Origin of the sequence: Streptomyces sp. CB02009, from assembly GCF_001905825.1 — a bacterium.
Classification (GTDB): Bacteria; Actinomycetota; Actinomycetes; order Streptomycetales; family Streptomycetaceae; genus Streptomyces.
Genome location: NZ_LIVV01000001.1, coordinates 1,540,455 through 1,555,921, shown reverse-complemented (window position 1 = coordinate 1,555,921; position 15,467 = coordinate 1,540,455). Strand labels below are relative to the sequence as shown.

The window sequence follows — 15,467 nt, the reverse complement described above, 5'->3', positions numbered from 1 at the left end:
AGTGTCAGGGGACAAGAGCGCGGCGGCCACCTTCCGGCTCCTGTGGGAGACGAAGGAGAGCGCGCGGTCCTCCCTCAGCGTCGGCGGCATCGTCGAGGCCGCCATCGCGCTGGCCGACGCCGAGGGTCTGGGCGCGGTGTCGATGCAGCGGGTCGCCGGCGAGCTCGGGTACACCGCGATGGCCCTGTACCGGCACGTCCCCGGGAAGGACCAGCTGGTCGCCCTGATGGCCGACCGAGCACAGGGCCGTCCCCCTGCGGAGTCGGGGCAGGAGTGGCGCGCCGAGATCCTGAACTGGGCCGACGCTGCCTGGGACTTCTACCTCGCCCACCCGTGGATGCTGCGCGTGGCGACCACCGGAGCCCCCACCGGACCGAACGAACTGGCCTGGTTCGAGGCCCTTCTGCGGCCTCTGGCCCGGTCGGGCCTCGCGGCCGAGAACCTGGTCGCCACGGCCATGTTCATCTCCAGCGCCGTCCGCGACCTGGCCCGGATCACCACCGAGATCGTCCCGTCCGGCACGGACTACGGGAACCTTCTCGCCCAGGTCGTCCGGCCCGACCAGTTCCCCACCCTCGTGTCCCTGATGGCCACGGGCGCCTTGGAGGACGACGGCGATGCCCGGCCCGCGCTCGACTTCGGACTGAACCTCATCCTCGACGGCCTCCGGACCCACACGTCCTGACCGACACCGGCCGGTCGCGTCGGACTGCGACGCGTCCGTGTCCACCAGCACCGCCACCGCCACCGCCACGGCCACCGGGGACGGACGCCCCGACCGTCCGGAAAAACGGTTGGTCCGGGGCGAGTGTGATTCGGCAGGATGCTCCGCATGACCTTGCCTACCCCCGAGCTGCACACCGCCCGCCTGCGACTGCGGCCGTTCACCGACGACGACGCGGCGGGGCTCTACGCGCTGCACAGCGACGCTCACGTGCTGCGCTACTGGGACTCCCCGCCGTGGACCGATCCGGCCCACGCCCAGCGCTTCCTCACGACCTGCCGGGCCATCGAGGCGGAGGGCAGGGGAGCGCGGGTCGCCGTCGACCGCGTCTCCGACGGCTCGTTCATCGGCTGGTGCGGCCTCACCAGCTGGAACCCCGAATTCCGCAGCGCGTCCCTGGGCTACGTGTTCGACGCCGACTCATGGGGCAACGGCTACGCCACGGAGACCGCGCGTGCCGTCCTGACGTGGGCCTTCGACACCCTGGACCTGAACCGTGTCCAGGCCGAGACCGACACCCGTAACGTGGCGTCCGCCGGGGTCCTGGAGAAGCTCGGCTTCGTCCGCGAAGGCACCCTCCGCGAGGACTGCGTCGTCAACGGCGACGTCTCCGACTCCTGGGTCTTCGGCCTCCTCCGCCGCGAATGGCACCCGGTGGCCGCGCAGTAGGACGGCACCAGGGCAGTCTGCGCGGCTCGCGGCGTGCGCTCGCAGAGGCTCGGCCGGCTCCCTTCGCACGCGGGCCCGGGGCCTCCCGTACCTTCTCGGCCCTCGTCTCGGAGCCGGCCGCCCGGCGCCGACCAGGAATCCACGCAGGACGAACCTCTCGACATGCACCCGACTGGGTGCGGTGCTGAGATGGGTCATGTCCCGCGCCGGGGTCCCTGGCCGCAGACGTCGAGCCCTGGAGAACGGAGCGAGAGATGACCGCCCTCCCCTTCGAGGACACCACCGACTTCGAGAACGCCGACCGGGGGTTCATCGATGCCCTGTCCCCTGCCGTCGTCACCGGGGCTGACGGCAGCGTCGTCTACGACAACGACGCGTACGCGTTCCTGAAGGCGGACTGCCCGGACACCGCGCACCCGAGTCTCTGGCGCCAGGCGCAGCTCTGCGCGCGCCAGGGGCTGTACGAGGTGACCGAGGGGATCTACCAGATCCGCGGACTCGACCTGTCGAACATGACGCTCGTCGAGGGCGAGCGCGGCGTGATCGTCATCGATCCCCTGCTCAGCGCGGAGACCGCCGCCGCCGGCCTCGCCCTGTACCGCAAGCACCGCGGCGACCGCCCGGTCACCGGCATGATCTACACCCACTCCCACGGCGACCACTTCGGAGGCTCCCGCGGCGTCCTGCCCGCGGGCACCGAGGAGGGCGTGGCGATCCTCGCCCCGGCGGGGTTCCTGGAGCACGCGGTCAGCGAGAACGTGTACGCGGGCAACGCCATGACCCGCCGCGCGATCTTCATGTACGGCGACCGGCTGCCCAAGTCGCCCGAGGGCCAGATCAGCGCCGGCCTCGGCATGACGACGGCCAACGGCACCCTCACTCTCATCCCGCCGACCCTCGACATCACCGAGACCGGTCAGGAGGAGACGGTCGACGGCGTCCGGATCGTCTTCCAGCTCACACCGGGCACCGAGGCCCCGGCCGAGATGAACTTCCTCTTCCCCGACTTCCGTGCCCTGTGCCTGGCCGAGAACGCCACGCACAACATGCACAACATCCTGACCCTGCGCGGCGCCGTCGTCCGCGACTCCCGGATCTGGGCCCACTACCTCGACGAGGCGGTCGAGTACTTCGGCGACGGCTACGACGTGGCGTTCGCCTCCCACCACTGGCCCACCTGGGGCCACGAGAACGTCGTCGCCTTCCTCACCGCCCAGCGCGACCTCTACGCCTACATGCACGACCAGACGCTGCGCATGCTGAACTCCGGCCTCACCGGTCCGGAGATCGCCGAGGAGATCCAGCTCCCGCCCGCCTTGGAGAGGTCCTGGCACGCCCGCGGCTACTACGGGTCCCTGTCCCACAACGTGAAGGCGATCTACCAGCGTTACCTCGGCTGGTTCGACGGCAACGCCGCCCACCTGTGGGAACACCCGCCCGTCGAACTGGCCCGACGCTATGTCGACTCCCTCGGCGGCCCCGACCAGACTCTCGCGAAGGCCCGCGCCTACGCCGAGGACGGCGACCTGCGTTTCGCCGCCACCCTCCTCAACCACCTGGTCTTCGCCGACCCCGGCAACGGCGACGCGAAGCAGACCCTGGCCGGTGTCTACGACAGGCTGGGCCACGGTGCCGAGAACGGCCCCTGGCGCAACTTCTACCTGACCTCCGCCATGGAGCTCCGCCAGGGCGCCAACCCCATCGCCATCGACACCACCAACCCCGAGATGGTGGGGGCCCTCACCACCGACATGCTCCTGGACTCCGTCGCCATCCGCATCGACGGCCCTCGCGCCTGGCACGAGGATCTGACCATCGACCTCGTCCTGGCCGACGAGCAGCGCCGCCACCGCCTCACCCTCCACAACGGCGCCCTCACCCACCGCTCCGCCCCCGCCGGCGAGCAGCCGAAGACCCCGTCGGCTCTCACCGTGCACCTCACCCGGCCGCAGCTCCTCGGCATCCTCGCGGGCGAGGGTCTCGGCGGTGCCTCGACGACCGGCGACCCGGGCCTCCTCACCCGGCTCCTCTCGTACGTCACCCAGCCGGACACGGCCTTCCCGATCGTCACTCCCTGACCGCACAGCACGGACGCCGGGCTCTACGACGAGAGCCGACGACATGCCACGACTGGCCACGGCAGGCGACGACAGCGGCCGGTGCTCGGCGTGCCCCGGCTCGGCCGCGGCCGACCCCCGCGTAACGTGGCGGGCCCCGGGGGCGGTCCTGGACGGCCGGCGTACGGCCCGGGTCGAGGGACGAGGGTCGAGGGACGAGGAGTGACGGCCGACATGGGGACGACGGACGACGAGCTGTGCGACGTGACGGTCGTCGGGGCCGGGGTCGCCGGGCTCGCCTGCGCCGCGGACCTGTCCGCCGGCGGGCTGCGGGTGCGGCTGCTGGAAGCCGGCGACACCGTGGGCGGGCGGATGCGGACGGACCGGATCGCGGGTTTCACCGTCGATCGCGGATTCCAGGTCTTCAACACGGCCTACCCGCAGGTCAAGCGCCGCCTCGACCTGCGGGCACTGCGGCTGCGGCCCTTCACACCCGGGGTGCTCGTCCACACGGACGACGGAATGCGCCGCTTCACCGATCCCAGTCGGCGCTTCCGTGAGAGCCGCGACCTCCTGCCCGGACGGCTGGCATCCGGCCGCGATCTGCTGGCGCTCAGTGCGCTGACGGCCTACGACGTGCTCGCACCGGCCGCCCTGGTGCGGGCGCGGCCCGACCGCACGACCCTGACGGCCCTGGCCGACGCCGGGGTGTCACCCGACCTGGTGGAGACGTTCTTCCGGCCCTTCCTCTCCGGAGTCTTCCTCGAGGACGACCTGGAGACGTCGGGCCGCTTCTTCCATCTCGTGTGGCGGAGCATGCTGCGCGGCACCCTGTGCCTCCCCGCCGACGGCATCGGTGCGGTCCCCGCCCAACTGGCCTCCCGGCTGCCCCGTGGCGTGCTGCGGACCGACACCCCCGTCGCCGCCCTCACAGCGCACGGGGTGACGCTCGCCGACGGCACCGAGGTCCGCTCCCCCACCGTCGTCGTCGCGACCGGGCAACGGGCCGCCGCCGAGCTCCTTCCGGGTCTCACCGTCCCGCGTGGACGGACCGTCACCACGCTCTACCACGCGGCCGCGCAGCCGCCCCTGCCCGAACCCGTCCTCGTCGTGGACTCACGGCGCCGGTTCCTGAACAGCTGCGTCCTCACCGCCGTCCATCCCCACTACTCCCCCGACGGCAGGGCACTGGTGTCCACGTCGGTTCTCGGTACGCCCGACCCTCAGGCCGTGGACGCCGTCGTCCGCGCCCTGGGCGAGGTGTACGGCACGGATGCGGGTACGTGGGAGCTCGTCCACCGGGTCACCGTGCATGACGCCCTGCCCGCGATGCCTCCGCCCCACCCCCTGTCACAGACCACCCGCGTCACACCGGGGCGGTACGTGTGCGGTGACCACCGGGCCACCGGCTCCGTCCAGGGCGCACTCGCCTCGGGCACGCGGGCCGCGCGCGAGGTCCTGGCCGATATGCGACGCGGCGCAGGACGTTGACGGAACGTTGACGGGACGTTGACGTCCATCAGCCTTCGACTCGTGCAACGAGGAAGCTGAGGGGTGCATCCGTCTCCGGCCCGGACGGGGAAGTGATTCGAGGCGCGCGCCCGGTGGGGACGCCCGCCCCGACACGAAAGGCTGGAGGTCGGTTCGGTGATCACGGTGGAACGGAGCTTCGTCGTCGGGCTTCCGCTCGACGAGCTCGTCGCGTACCTGGAGGACTTCAGCCGTACCGAGGAGTGGGATCCCGGGACCGTGCGCTGTGAGCGGCTCGACGGGGGGCCGGTACTGCCCGGGGCCCGGTGGCGCAACACCTCGCGCTTCCGTGGCCGCACCACCCAGCTCGAGTACCGGCTCGTGGCACGCGAGCCCTCGCACCTGATGTTCATCGGCGAGAACAAGACGGTGACGGCGACGGACGATCTCGGTTTCGAGGCCGAGTCCGCCACGCTCACCCGGTTGAACTACCGGGCGTCGCTCCGGTTCAAGGGGCTGGCGAGGCTGGCCACACCGTTCCTCAGGGCCGAGTTCGAGCGCATGGGCGACGAGGTCGCCGAACGCCTCCCGGGCGCCGCCACGCAGAGGCGTGGATGACAGCGCGGATGGGGGCGCAAGGAGGTCCTGACGTGAGGACGTCCTGAGCAGCGAGGCGTTCAGATCCGCCTCTCGGCGCCCGGTCGGGCTCCGGGTTCCGGGGGACCTGTCTCGAGGACGAGGAAGACCTCGTCCTCGAAACACCAGGCCCAGTCCTCGTCCGCCGCAAGGGAGAGGACGACGGGGTGGCCGGTCGAATCGTGGTGTGCGTACGCGTGCCGGCCCGGCGAACTGTCGCAGCACCCCACGTGTCCGCACGTCGCGCACCAGCGCAGCCGCCGCCAGGTTCCGCCCGAGGCACGGCACTCGGCGCATGCGTCGGCCGGCCGGTCGGGCGCGGCAGGCACGGTCGCGGCGTGCTCGCAGGCTCTGCCGCGCTCCGGGCGGCCGCCGTCATGCGCAGCGGTCCACGTGGAGCGCCGTGCGCCGTGGCGCTCCTCCTCCGGCCGTGCCCCGCTCTCGCTGTCGTCGCGTCGGTTCATCGTCTGTCCCTCCCCTTCAGAAGGCCGGAAGGCGACTGCGGCGCGGGCCACGGGCTGAGCGGCGGGCCGGCCCATTGATGTCGGGCCGGGGGCCGGCGCGCATGCACCTGCGAGCGCGGGCGGTCACAGATCCATTCTCCAGCACCTGGACGTCATCGCCATGCCGTGGCATCGCCGTGCCAGGCCATGCCGAGCCTCCCGCGTCGCGCACGTCCTAGCCGTGCGAGTCGTGCGTGCTGCCCTTCGCCAGCCTGTCGAACCAGCGCACGATCTGCGGACCCGCCAGCTTGAAGGAGCCGTTGTGGTCGGCCTTCCCGTGGTCGACCACAGGGGCCGTCACGCCGTTGCGGGCCAGGTCGGCCGCGCAGCTGACGGAGTTGGCGATCGGCACGTCGGTGTCGCCGGCCGCGGTGTGGAGGCGTACCGGGACGTCGGGCTTCCAGTCGCAGGTGCCGTCCTGTGCCTTGAGCGCGGTCAGCAGGCCGCCGGTCGGGTGGCTCAGCCGCTGGTAGAAGTCGTCGGTCAGCAGTTCCTTCACCGATCCGGGGAGTTTCGTGACGATGTCCTCCTCCGTGTGCCGGGTGTCGAAGAGCTGCTCGACGTACCCCGCGTACGGCTGCCGGAAGGCCTCGGCCGGGTCGGCGTAGACGGGGTGGAGCCGGTTCTGGGCGGTGAGGAAGTACGCCATGTAGAAGACGCCGCTGATGTCGTTGACCCGGCCGTCGAGCAGGCCGGGGATCTCGGCGCCCCGGAGGTCGTAGGGTCCGGCGACCGGTGCGAGGGCCCGCAGCCTGAAGTGCCGGTCCGCACCCCGCGTCAGCGCGCGGCCGAGCGCCATGGAGACCTGGCCGCCCTGGGAGAACCCGGTGCCGTACACGTCGCCGGTGAGCGGCCTGCCGAGCCCGGACGCTGCGGTCCGGGAGGCGCGCAGCATGTCGAGCGAGGCCGATACGGAGGAAGCCGTGTCCATGTACGGGTGGAGTCCGGGGCCCTTGCCGAGCCCGAGATAGTCCGGGGCGGCCACGGCACGGCCCGCGGCGGCGTGCAGGTAGGGAGCGTAGAGGCCGAAGTCCTCGGCGACGGACGGCGCGTAGTCGCGGTGGACCATGGTGCCGTGCGTGTCCGCCACGAGGTCGAGCCGCCGCTCCCCTCCCTTGGGCAGCACCAGCAGGCCGGTGGCGGTCGTCGGCGCCCCCTGCGGCGTCAGCGTCCGGTAGGTGAGCCGGTAGCCCCGTACGCCGTGGCGCACGGTCGACGCGTCGATGCCGGCGTTCGTGAGGAACGCGGCCACCTCGGTCCGGTTCAGGTCGGCGACGGGGGTGACGCCGAGGAGGGTTCCGCGCCCGGCGGCCTGCTGGACCTGGACCGGAACGGGACGGAGTTCGGACGCCGCGAACGCAGGGGCGGCGGCCAGGGCGGTGACGGCGGCCGCAGTCGCGGCGGCGAGGGACTGGCGCGCCCTCCGGTGCCGCACGGACCGACCCGCGCGGGTACGTGCCGCCTTGGTGCGGAACGTCGTGGTGCCGGGCGTCGTGGTGCGGGGCGTCGTGGTGGGTGCCTGGCCGGGAGTCGTGCCGGGTGTCGTCTGGGTCATGACGAAGACGCTACGGAGCCGATGATCACCGGGACATCCGACGGCCCCCCGGCGATGAGGGTGGCCACCCCCACCCCGGAACCGGGGAATCCCCCTCAACGAGCGCCGGAGTGACGGGTGGTGTCATGCTGGGACACCGACTCCCGAGGAGGCGTGGGAGTGGCTGACGACGACCTTGCCGAACGGGCCGCCGCCCGCGTAGTGACGGTAGGCGTCCACGGCCTCGTCGAAGGGGAAGACACGGTCGATCACGGGCCGCAGTCCGTGCGTCCCGATGAAGGCGTTCATGGCGGTGAACTGAGCGCGGCTGCCGACGGCGACCGTCCGGACGGTGGCACCGGAGGCGAACAGGGCACCGGTGTCGAGGGGTACGGCGGCGTTGCCGACGAACCCGACGCACGCGATCGTGCCCGCCAGGGCGATCGCGCGGATCGACTCGTGGAGCAGTCCCGCGACGTCGACGATGCGGTCGGCGCCCCGGCCTCCGGTGAGGGTGCGCACCTCGGTGGCCCAGTCGGGCGTGGCCGAGTAGTCGACGACGTCGTCGGCGCCGAGGGTGCGGAGCCGCGCCGCCTTGGCGGGACCGCTGGTCGTGGCGATCACGCGTGCGCCGAGGGCCTTGGCGAACTGGAGCGCGAAGAGGGAGACCCCGCCGGAGCCCTGCACGACGACGGTGTGGCCGGGTCCGAGGCCGGACCCGTCGCCGGTGAGCGCGTTCCACGCCGTCACCGCCACGCACGGCAGGGTCGCCGCCTCCTCGTACGACAGGTGCGCCGGGACGGTCACCAGCGAGTCCGTGTCGAGCAGCGCGAACTCGGTGAGCAGGCCGTCCAGCGAGCCACCGCGCTGCGCGAGGTGCTCGACGGCGAACGGGCCGTCCTGCCAGGAAGGGAAGAGCGTGGCGGCCACGCGGTCTCCGACGCGTACGGTGTCGGCGCCGCCCGGGCCGAGCGCGACGACCTCGCCGACCCCGTCCGAGACCGGGACGACGTCGGGTTTCACCGGCAGCACGTAGGTCCCGTCGAGCACCATGAGTTCGCGGAAGCTCAGGGACGTGGCCCGCACCGCCACCAGGGCCTGGCCGGGTCCGGGCACCGGCATGTCGTGTTCGCGGACGGCAAGGCCGGACAGCCCGGCGCCGCTGTGCGAGAGGTGGTAGCTCAGCATCTGGAAGTGTCCTTCTCAGGAGGTGGGTGGTACTCCGGTCGTGGAGGGTGCGGGTGGGCCGGGGCCGGGAGGGGCCCCAAGCCAGGGGGCCTGGCCGGAGCCGGGTAGGCCTCCGGCGGGGACGCCGGAGGCAACGGCGCCTCCGGCGATGCGGTGTCGCCTCAGGCAGCGTCGGGCTCTGCGGCCAGCGGCACCTCGCCGGCGGTCTTGCTGAAGCCGAGGGCCTCGGTGATCCGGCCGTCCGTCACGCGCATGACGTTGACGCCGTGCACCCACTGGTCCGGGCCGTCGCCGAAGCGGTAGGTCCACACGATCGTCGCGCGGTCCCCCGCCACGATCACCTCCTGCGGGGCGAACCGTGAGGCCCGGTCGTCGACGAGGGCGGTCCACCACCCCGTACAGGCTTCGCGCCCGACGACCCGCTCCCCACGCGGCGCGGGCTGGACGCTCTCCATGACGCAGTCCTCGGCGACCAGGTCGACCAGGAGGCCTGCATCGCGGTCGGTGAACGCGCGGTTGAAACGGTCGATGACCTCGGCGGTGCTGCGAACGGGCATGACGCCTCCTCCTGCGAGATAGACCAGTCGGTCTACCTTCTGCAGATATAGATAGACCGATTGATCTACTGCGTCAAGAGCTGGCACAATCACGCCATGACTGCCTCCGCCAAGCCCGGCCCCCGGGAACGCCTGCTGGTCGCCGCCCAGGAGTTGACGTACACACACGGTGTCGGCGTCGGCGTGGACAGCCTGCTCAAGGCGGCCGGCGTCGCGCGCCGTTCCCTGTACGAGCACTTCGGCGGCAAGGACGGGCTGATCGCCGAGGTCCTGCGCCGCAGCACCGCCGAGGACGTGGCGGAGTACCGCGCAACCATGGACGCCGCGGGCGACGACCCGCGGACCCGGCTCCTCGCGGTCGTCGACCGGCTCGGCCGTATCGCCGCTGGCCCGGACTTCCACGGCTGCCGCTACCTCGCCGCCGACCTCGCGCTCACCGACCGGGCGCATCCCGGCCACGAGGTCACCCGGGACTACCGGCGCACCCTCCACGGGCTGTTCACGGACGAGCTCGCCGCCCTCGGACACCCGCACCCCGGGTTCGCCGCCGACCAGTTGCTCATCCTCGTGGACGGCCTGCTCGCGACCGGCGCGGCGCGCGCCGAGGACCGGCCGCCCGCCGCCGCGGCCCGCGAACTGGCCGAGCACATCGTCGATGCCGGGCGCCTCCCGGCCACCGCGAGATAGCAAGGGCGGGCCTTACGGCCGAGGGGCGGGCCATGGCCCGGACGGCGGGACCCGCGGGGTGCGAGGGAGTCGTGTCGGCCGGGTTCCGGGCGGCCCCATGCCTGCCGGGTGTCAGGAGGACGGGCGCGGCTGGGGGCGGGTCGTTCCGGGGAGGCAGGTGACCGCCGGGTTGTACGGGGTGAACTGGCCGTTGGGGTTCTTCTTCCACAGCCAGAGGTGCAGGGCGTAGTGGACGGGCTGGCCGGGGAAGTTGCCGCGGTTGGGGCCCTTGAAGGGCACCCCGAACATGCTCGGGCGGTCGTCGTCCGTCTTCAGGTTCTGGTCGCGGTCGTGGACCAGCCACTCCACGCCGACGAGACGCTTGCCGCCCTTGCCGTCGTCCTCGTAGAAGAGGGCCGTGGGCCGCGCAGGGTCCGTCGAGTTGTCGTAGGCGTGGTTGAAGTGCGGGTAGCCGAGCGCGCCCGCGCCGCCCGCCCGGTCGGAGACGCAGTACTGATCGGGCTTGTAGCCGGCACGCACACCGTTCGCGTGCTCCTGGTACGGGGCGGTCGCCCGATAGGTGACCGCCATGTCCGCCGCCGCCCTGCCGGGCTCGGACTCGGTGGCGGCGGGAGCCACAGCAAGCGCCGTGGCGGCGGCCAGGACCAGGGCGAGCGTGCGGGCCATACGGGGACTCCTCTGCAGCGGCGGCGCTAGGGTGCCCCCTAGCTCTTCCCCCACCCGCATCCTCCGTCCCACGGACGGTCCGGACGGAGGACACCCGGACGGGCCTTACCGGGCCTTCCCGGGCCTTCCCGGGCCCTTACCGCCGGTCACGCTCACGGTGGGGGCCGGTCGCGTCGGCCGTCTCATCCGGGCATGTGATTCTTTCCGACTTGCCGGTACGCGGGGCGATGGTCTTCGCTGGCGCGAGCAGGCACGCAGAGAACGCCGCCTGCTGCGTTCGGGCAGACACCGCGTGGAGAAAGTACTTATGGCAGGCACGACGACATGTCCGGTTCTCGGGACGGAGGGGCTTCCCGGCCTCTCCGACCCACGCTTCGTACGCGATCCGCATCCCGCCCTGGCCGACCTGCGGCGCACCGACCCCGTCCACTTCGACGCCGGAACGGGGTTGTGGCTGGTCAGCCGGTACGCCGATGTACGGCAGGTGCTGCTGGATCCGGTTGCCTACCTGCCGGACAACGCCCAGCACGCCGTCTCCCCGCTCTCCATGCCCACGCTGCGCGGACTCGCCAGGGCCCGGTTCTCACTGCCGCCCGCACTCGCCAACAACGGCGGCGCGAGCCACGCCGGGCTTCGCCGACTGGTCACCCGCTTCTTCAACGCCGAACGGGTGGGCGCAGCCGTACCGCTGATCGAGGAGACGGCCCGGGAGATGCTCGCCGACCTGGGCGATCAGTACGCGTCCGGCCGCCCCTGTGACCTCGCCGCCGACTACGCACAGCTTCTGCCGTGCCGGGTGATGATGCGCCTGCTCGGCGTCGAAGGCATATCCGACGCCACGCTCACGGCATGGAGCGACGCCTCCCTGGAACTGTTCTACGGCTGGCCGTCGGCCGAGCGGCAGGTCCGCCTCGGCAAGCTGGTCGGGGAGTTCTACCAGTGGCTGGCGGACCAGGTGGCCCGGGACGCGCCCGCGGGCGGCCTGATCGGCTCGCTCCGTGAGCACAGGCTGTCCGGTGGTGAGCCGCTCGACGTCCCGACCGCCGTCGCCGTGTGCTTCTTCGTCTTCATCGCCGGGCAGTCGACGACGGGCCAGTTGATCTCCACCGCACTGCTCCGCGCGTCGGCCGACCCCACGGCCTGGGCGCGGGCCGCCACCGAGGACGGCTTCGCGGAGGCGTGGGTGGAGGAGATCCTCCGCCGCGAGCCCCCGGTCACCACCTGGCGCAGGGTCACCGCACACGAGGTGGAACTGTCCGGGAGGAAGCTGCCCGCCGGCGCACAGCTCCTGCTCATGCTGATGGGGACGGGCTCGGATCCGGAGGTGTTCGAAGAGCCGGAGGCGCTGCGCCCGTACCGGGACAACATTCGCCATCACCTCTCCTTCGGAGTGGGACGGCACCGCTGCCCGGGGGCGTCGCTGGCACGCACCGAGGCGGCTGTGGCACTCCGCACGGCCGCACGGCTGCTGCCCGACGCGGTGCTCGCCGAGAACGGCGACCCCGCCATGCTGGGGCTGCTGTCCTTCCGCGCTCCGCTGCACGTGGTGGTGCGGCGCAGTGGCGGTCAGGACCCTTCAGGCCGATCGACCCCGGTGTCTGCAGCGCGTGCTCTGTAGGGGGATACCCGGCCGGTCTGCGACAGCTCGGCGACCGCACTGCGACCGCTCTGCGGCCCTCGGCGCGACTCGGCCGGCCTGCGACCTGCGTGGCACCGGTCGCGCCGCCCGGGTCAGAGCCCCGTCGGGTCGGTGTCGCAGGTGGCGCGGCGTCTGCCGATCGTGACCAGGGCCTCCCAGAGGGCGTCGGGCTCCCCCCGGCGCACCTCGTGGATCGCTCCCTCCAGGGGTTCGGCGCCCGGTCCCAGAGGTCGATCAGGCTCCCCGGCGTCCCTGCGGAGGATGATCCCGGTGGGCGGATCCAGTGCGCGCAGATCCCGCAGGAGACGGTAGCGGTCGAGGTCGGCCTCGGGGTGGGGAAGGTGCCGGGTGATCACCGCGATGTCGGGAAACAGCACACGGGCCTGGGCCAGGGCGATCCGGGGCTCGTAGGCGTGCGCGACGATGCGGAAGTGCGGGCTGGAGTGGACGCGGGCGCGTACCGATTCCAACTCGGCGCCCTCGGGCAGTCCTGCTATCAGCACGGTCATCATCGACGTCATTGTCCCTCCGTCCGGCCGCCCGCGCCTCGCCGTGGCGCCCGCGGAGCCGGTCGTGGAGGCCGTGGAGCCGGTCGTGGACGCCGTGGAGCCGGTCGTGGAGGCCGGGGAGCCCGCCGTGGGGGACGTGGAGGGGCCGGGCGCGGAGCGGTGTGGACGTCTTCCCGGGGGCCTTCCCCGACCTTCCCCGTCCTCCCCACCGCCCGTGTATGTGCCGGAGCCGACCGCCCCCGACCGGGATCGCACGCCCCGCCGCGGCCGTCCGGTCGGGCGAGGCCGTCTCAGTCCACCAGCACCCCCGGGTTGAGGATGCCGTGCGGGTCGAGGGCGCCCTTGGCGGCGCGCAGCGCGAGGGCGAAGGGCTCCGGCCGCTGGCGGTCGTAGCCCGGCCGGTGGTCGCGACCGACGGCGTGGTGATGGGTGATGGTGGCCCGGTGGCGGTGGAGCACGTCACCCGCCACCTCCTTCAGCTCGTCCCAGAAGGCGACCTCGTCCCCCGGGCGGCCCGCGGCGAGCACGGTGAAGTAGGGCGCCGCACCGTCCGGATAGACGTGTGTGAGACGGCAGTTGACGGTCGCCGGGTGGCCCGAGATCTTGAGCGCCGCCTCGTTGACCGTCCTGCGGACGTCCTCGACGAGGGCGGGGACACGGTCCCAGGTGGCCGCCGTCTCGAAGGTCTCCGCGACGGCTCCCATCCGGGCCAGGCCGTCCCGGAGGTAGGGCATCCGCAGGAACGCCGACCGCCACGCGTTCACCGCCTCGTCGGCGGGAGCTCCGTCCCGACCGGGCTCGGACGGCTCTCGTCGGCCCCCGTGGGAGCGCGCCAGGTCGACGGCCTGTGCGAGCCGTCCGTCGACGGGGGCGTCCGCGGACTCGAAGCCCAGCACGAGGACGGCCGAGCCGTCCCGCGCGGCGCCCGCGAGAGCGGCCTCGCCGGAGTCGAGCAGCCGGCAGTTGGCGGGGGCGAGGTCGGACTGCGCGAGGGCGCGGACCGCCCCGAGCGCCGCGCCGAAGTCGTCGAAGGCGAGCGAGGCGGACGCCTTGTGGACCGGGCGCGCCTGGAGCCGTACCCATGCCTCGGTGATGATGCCGAGCGCGCCCTCCGAGCCGAGGAACATCCGGTCCGGCGAGGGGCCCGCCCCCGATGCGGGCAGCCGCCACGACTCCGAGGTGCCCGCCGGGGTGACGACCCTCATCGACTGGACGAAGTCGTCGATGTGCGTGCGGCCGGTGGCGTAGTGGCCGCCGGCCCGGGTCGCGAGCCAGCCGCCGAGGGTGGAGAACTCGAAGCTCTGCGGGAAGTGCCGGAGCGTCAGGCCGTGCGGGCGCAGCTGGTTCTCCAGACTCGGTCCGAGCGTGCCCGCCTGGATGCGGGCGGCCCTGCCCTCGGAGTCGACCTCCAGCACCCGGTCCATCCTGGTCAGGTCGAGGGAGAGCACCGCGCGATGGCGGTCCCCCCGGTACTCGACGCCGCCCACCACCGAGGAGCCGCCGCCGAAGGGCACGACGGCGACCTGGTGCTCGCCGGCCCACTCCAGGAGGTCGGCCACCTCCCGCTCCTCCGTCGGGAACGCGACCAGGTCGGGTATCCGCCCCGGACGGCCGCGCAGGGCGCGCGCGATGTCCCGGTACGCCTTGCCCATCGCGTGGGCCGCACGGTCGTCCGGATCGGTGCTGATCAGCGGCGCCAGGCTCGCGGAGGGCCGGACGGCGGGTGCCCCGATGCCCAGATCGGCGATACGGGGTACGGGGAGGGGGCGGGCCAGGGTTCCGGGCAGCAGGCCGCCCATCGCCATGCACTCGGCGTCGTCGGGGTGGGCGCTCTCCCACCCCCAGCCCCACCAGGAACGGAGGGGGGCGGGCGGGATCGGCTGCGTCGTCGTGCCGGACATGGGCGCTCCAGAGGCCGCGAGTGAATTTACCAACGGGTAAATTACTTACTGATAATATCCACGCATGGCAACCCCCCGTTCGAAGGCCGGCACCAAGGGCGTCCCCCGGCACGTGCGTCGACAGCAGATGCTGGAAGCGGCCACGGAGGAGTTCGGGAGCCGCGGCTACGCCGCCGCCTCACTGGCCGCGGTCGCGGAACGCGTCGGGGTCACGAAGACGCTGCTGCACCAGTACTTCGGCACCAAGGAAGACCTGTACGTCGCGTGCCTGACGCCCGTCGGGGACAGCCTGCTCGACGCGATCCGCACGGCCATGGGCGAAGGGGGGACGACACCCCACACGCCCCTTCGGGTGCTCCGCGGCATCTTCGTGGCTCTTGAGGGGCGCCGGGAGGCGTGGTTCGTGCTCTACGACCGTTCCCTGCCGCCCGGTGGTGAGGCCGCGCGGACGGCCGCGGTCCATCGGGCGGCCATCGACGCGCTCGCGGCCGACGGCACCACCGAGCTGCTGCACGCCGCCGGCTCCACCGACCCGCTGGACGCCGACGCGCTGCGCCACGTCTGGACGGACCTGGTCGGCACGCTCGTGCGGTGGTGGGTCAAGCATCCCGAGGAGACGCCGGAGGCCATGACCCGGCGCTGCGCCCGCCTCTTCACCGTCGCCGCCGCGCTCGCGGTCGACCCCGCGCACCCGAGCTGACGACCAGTCGGACTCACCGGTCGTACG

At 72.6% G+C, this 15,467-nt stretch carries 15 protein-coding genes; 8 read left to right on the top strand and 7 right to left on the bottom strand.

The window, feature by feature from the left end; all coding sequences use genetic code 11:
* Window position 1 precedes the first annotated feature (1 nt).
* The 5 genes from AMK27_RS06950 (at window position 2) to AMK27_RS06930 (ending at window position 5,538) form a co-directional block, all read left to right on the top strand.
* On the top strand, window positions 2-685 hold the full coding sequence (locus AMK27_RS06950) for a TetR/AcrR family transcriptional regulator (protein ID WP_073903575.1): 684 nt from the start codon (window positions 2-4) through the stop codon (window positions 683-685).
* A 147-nt stretch (window positions 686-832) separates the two neighbouring features.
* Window positions 833-1,393, top strand: coding sequence for a GNAT family N-acetyltransferase (locus AMK27_RS06945; protein ID WP_073903573.1), 561 nt, complete (start codon window positions 833-835; stop codon window positions 1,391-1,393).
* A 254-nt stretch (window positions 1,394-1,647) separates the two neighbouring features.
* Window positions 1,648-3,471: an alkyl/aryl-sulfatase gene (locus AMK27_RS06940; protein ID WP_073903571.1), complete on the top strand. Its 1,824-nt coding sequence runs from the start codon at window positions 1,648-1,650 to the stop codon at window positions 3,469-3,471.
* Window positions 3,472-3,684: 213 nt separating this feature from the next.
* The gene (locus AMK27_RS06935) at window positions 3,685-4,941 is read left to right on the top strand and encodes an NAD(P)/FAD-dependent oxidoreductase (RefSeq protein WP_073903569.1); all 1,257 of its coding nucleotides are present in this window, start codon (window positions 3,685-3,687) and stop codon (window positions 4,939-4,941) included.
* A gap of 156 nt (window positions 4,942-5,097) precedes the next feature.
* Entirely contained in the window at window positions 5,098-5,538 is a 441-nt protein-coding gene (locus AMK27_RS06930) for an SRPBCC family protein (RefSeq protein ID WP_073903567.1), read from the top strand.
* Between the two features lie 59 nt (window positions 5,539-5,597).
* Here the strand turns inward: AMK27_RS06930 and AMK27_RS06925 are convergent, their stop codons facing one another.
* From AMK27_RS06925 to AMK27_RS06910, 4 genes are all read right to left on the bottom strand, one after another.
* A complete protein-coding gene (locus tag AMK27_RS06925; RefSeq protein WP_079188234.1) occupies window positions 5,598-6,020 on the bottom strand; it encodes a UBP-type zinc finger domain-containing protein in 423 nt (140 codons plus the stop codon).
* A 214-nt stretch (window positions 6,021-6,234) separates the two neighbouring features.
* The gene (locus AMK27_RS06920) at window positions 6,235-7,614 is read right to left on the bottom strand and encodes an alpha/beta hydrolase (protein WP_241847337.1); all 1,380 of its coding nucleotides are present in this window, start codon (window positions 7,612-7,614) and stop codon (window positions 6,235-6,237) included.
* 123 nt (window positions 7,615-7,737) lie between these two features.
* The gene (locus tag AMK27_RS06915; RefSeq protein ID WP_073903565.1) at window positions 7,738-8,781 is read right to left on the bottom strand and encodes a zinc-dependent alcohol dehydrogenase family protein; all 1,044 of its coding nucleotides are present in this window, start codon (window positions 8,779-8,781) and stop codon (window positions 7,738-7,740) included.
* A gap of 161 nt (window positions 8,782-8,942) precedes the next feature.
* On the bottom strand, window positions 8,943-9,338 hold the full coding sequence (locus AMK27_RS06910) for a nuclear transport factor 2 family protein (protein ID WP_073903563.1): 396 nt from the start codon (window positions 9,336-9,338) through the stop codon (window positions 8,943-8,945).
* 96 nt (window positions 9,339-9,434) lie between these two features.
* On the opposite strand from AMK27_RS06910, the gene AMK27_RS06905 reads away from it, so the two are divergent.
* Window positions 9,435-10,025, top strand: coding sequence for a TetR/AcrR family transcriptional regulator (locus tag AMK27_RS06905; RefSeq protein ID WP_073903561.1), 591 nt, complete (start codon window positions 9,435-9,437; stop codon window positions 10,023-10,025).
* A 111-nt stretch (window positions 10,026-10,136) separates the two neighbouring features.
* Here the strand turns inward: AMK27_RS06905 and AMK27_RS06900 are convergent, their stop codons facing one another.
* A complete protein-coding gene (locus AMK27_RS06900) occupies window positions 10,137-10,691 on the bottom strand; it encodes a hypothetical protein (RefSeq protein ID WP_073903559.1) in 555 nt (184 codons plus the stop codon).
* Between the two features lie 307 nt (window positions 10,692-10,998).
* On the opposite strand from AMK27_RS06900, the gene AMK27_RS06895 reads away from it, so the two are divergent.
* The gene (locus tag AMK27_RS06895) at window positions 10,999-12,309 is read left to right on the top strand and encodes a cytochrome P450 (protein ID WP_073903557.1); all 1,311 of its coding nucleotides are present in this window, start codon (window positions 10,999-11,001) and stop codon (window positions 12,307-12,309) included.
* 113 nt (window positions 12,310-12,422) lie between these two features.
* On the opposite strand, the gene AMK27_RS06890 is transcribed toward AMK27_RS06895, so the two are convergent.
* Together AMK27_RS06890 and AMK27_RS06880 are read right to left on the bottom strand one after the other, a co-directional pair.
* A complete protein-coding gene (locus tag AMK27_RS06890) occupies window positions 12,423-12,842 on the bottom strand; it encodes a hypothetical protein (RefSeq protein ID WP_143204817.1) in 420 nt (139 codons plus the stop codon).
* Between the two features lie 287 nt (window positions 12,843-13,129).
* On the bottom strand, window positions 13,130-14,740 hold the full coding sequence (locus tag AMK27_RS06880) for an FAD-binding oxidoreductase (protein WP_073903551.1): 1,611 nt from the start codon (window positions 14,738-14,740) through the stop codon (window positions 13,130-13,132).
* Between the two features lie 64 nt (window positions 14,741-14,804).
* Between AMK27_RS06880 and AMK27_RS06875 the strand changes: the two genes are divergently transcribed.
* Entirely contained in the window at window positions 14,805-15,440 is a 636-nt protein-coding gene (locus AMK27_RS06875; RefSeq protein WP_073903549.1) for a TetR/AcrR family transcriptional regulator, read from the top strand.
* The last annotated feature ends 27 nt before the right edge of the window (window positions 15,441-15,467 follow it).

Excerpts from the sequence above, each read along its gene's own strand:
- AMK27_RS06945 (WP_073903573.1), top strand. The coding sequence starts at position 833 with ATGACCTTGCCTACCCCCGAGCTGCACACCGCCCGCCTGCGACTGCGG.
- AMK27_RS06940 (WP_073903571.1), top strand. The coding sequence starts at position 1,648 with ATGACCGCCCTCCCCTTCGAGGACACCACCGACTTCGAGAACGCCGAC.
- AMK27_RS06935 (WP_073903569.1), top strand. The coding sequence starts at position 3,685 with ATGGGGACGACGGACGACGAGCTGTGCGACGTGACGGTCGTCGGGGCC.
- AMK27_RS06925 (WP_079188234.1), bottom strand. The coding sequence starts at position 6,020 with ATGAACCGACGCGACGACAGCGAGAGCGGGGCACGGCCGGAGGAGGAG.
- AMK27_RS06920 (WP_241847337.1), bottom strand. The coding sequence starts at position 7,614 with ATGACCCAGACGACACCCGGCACGACTCCCGGCCAGGCACCCACCACG.
- AMK27_RS06915 (WP_073903565.1), bottom strand. The coding sequence starts at position 8,781 with ATGCTGAGCTACCACCTCTCGCACAGCGGCGCCGGGCTGTCCGGCCTT.
- AMK27_RS06910 (WP_073903563.1), bottom strand. The coding sequence starts at position 9,338 with ATGCCCGTTCGCAGCACCGCCGAGGTCATCGACCGTTTCAACCGCGCG.
- AMK27_RS06905 (WP_073903561.1), top strand. The coding sequence starts at position 9,435 with ATGACTGCCTCCGCCAAGCCCGGCCCCCGGGAACGCCTGCTGGTCGCC.
- AMK27_RS06900 (WP_073903559.1), bottom strand. The coding sequence starts at position 10,691 with ATGGCCCGCACGCTCGCCCTGGTCCTGGCCGCCGCCACGGCGCTTGCT.
- AMK27_RS06895 (WP_073903557.1), top strand. The coding sequence starts at position 10,999 with ATGGCAGGCACGACGACATGTCCGGTTCTCGGGACGGAGGGGCTTCCC.
- AMK27_RS06890 (WP_143204817.1), bottom strand. The coding sequence starts at position 12,842 with ATGATGACCGTGCTGATAGCAGGACTGCCCGAGGGCGCCGAGTTGGAA.
- AMK27_RS06880 (WP_073903551.1), bottom strand. The coding sequence starts at position 14,740 with ATGTCCGGCACGACGACGCAGCCGATCCCGCCCGCCCCCCTCCGTTCC.
- AMK27_RS06875 (WP_073903549.1), top strand. The coding sequence starts at position 14,805 with ATGGCAACCCCCCGTTCGAAGGCCGGCACCAAGGGCGTCCCCCGGCAC.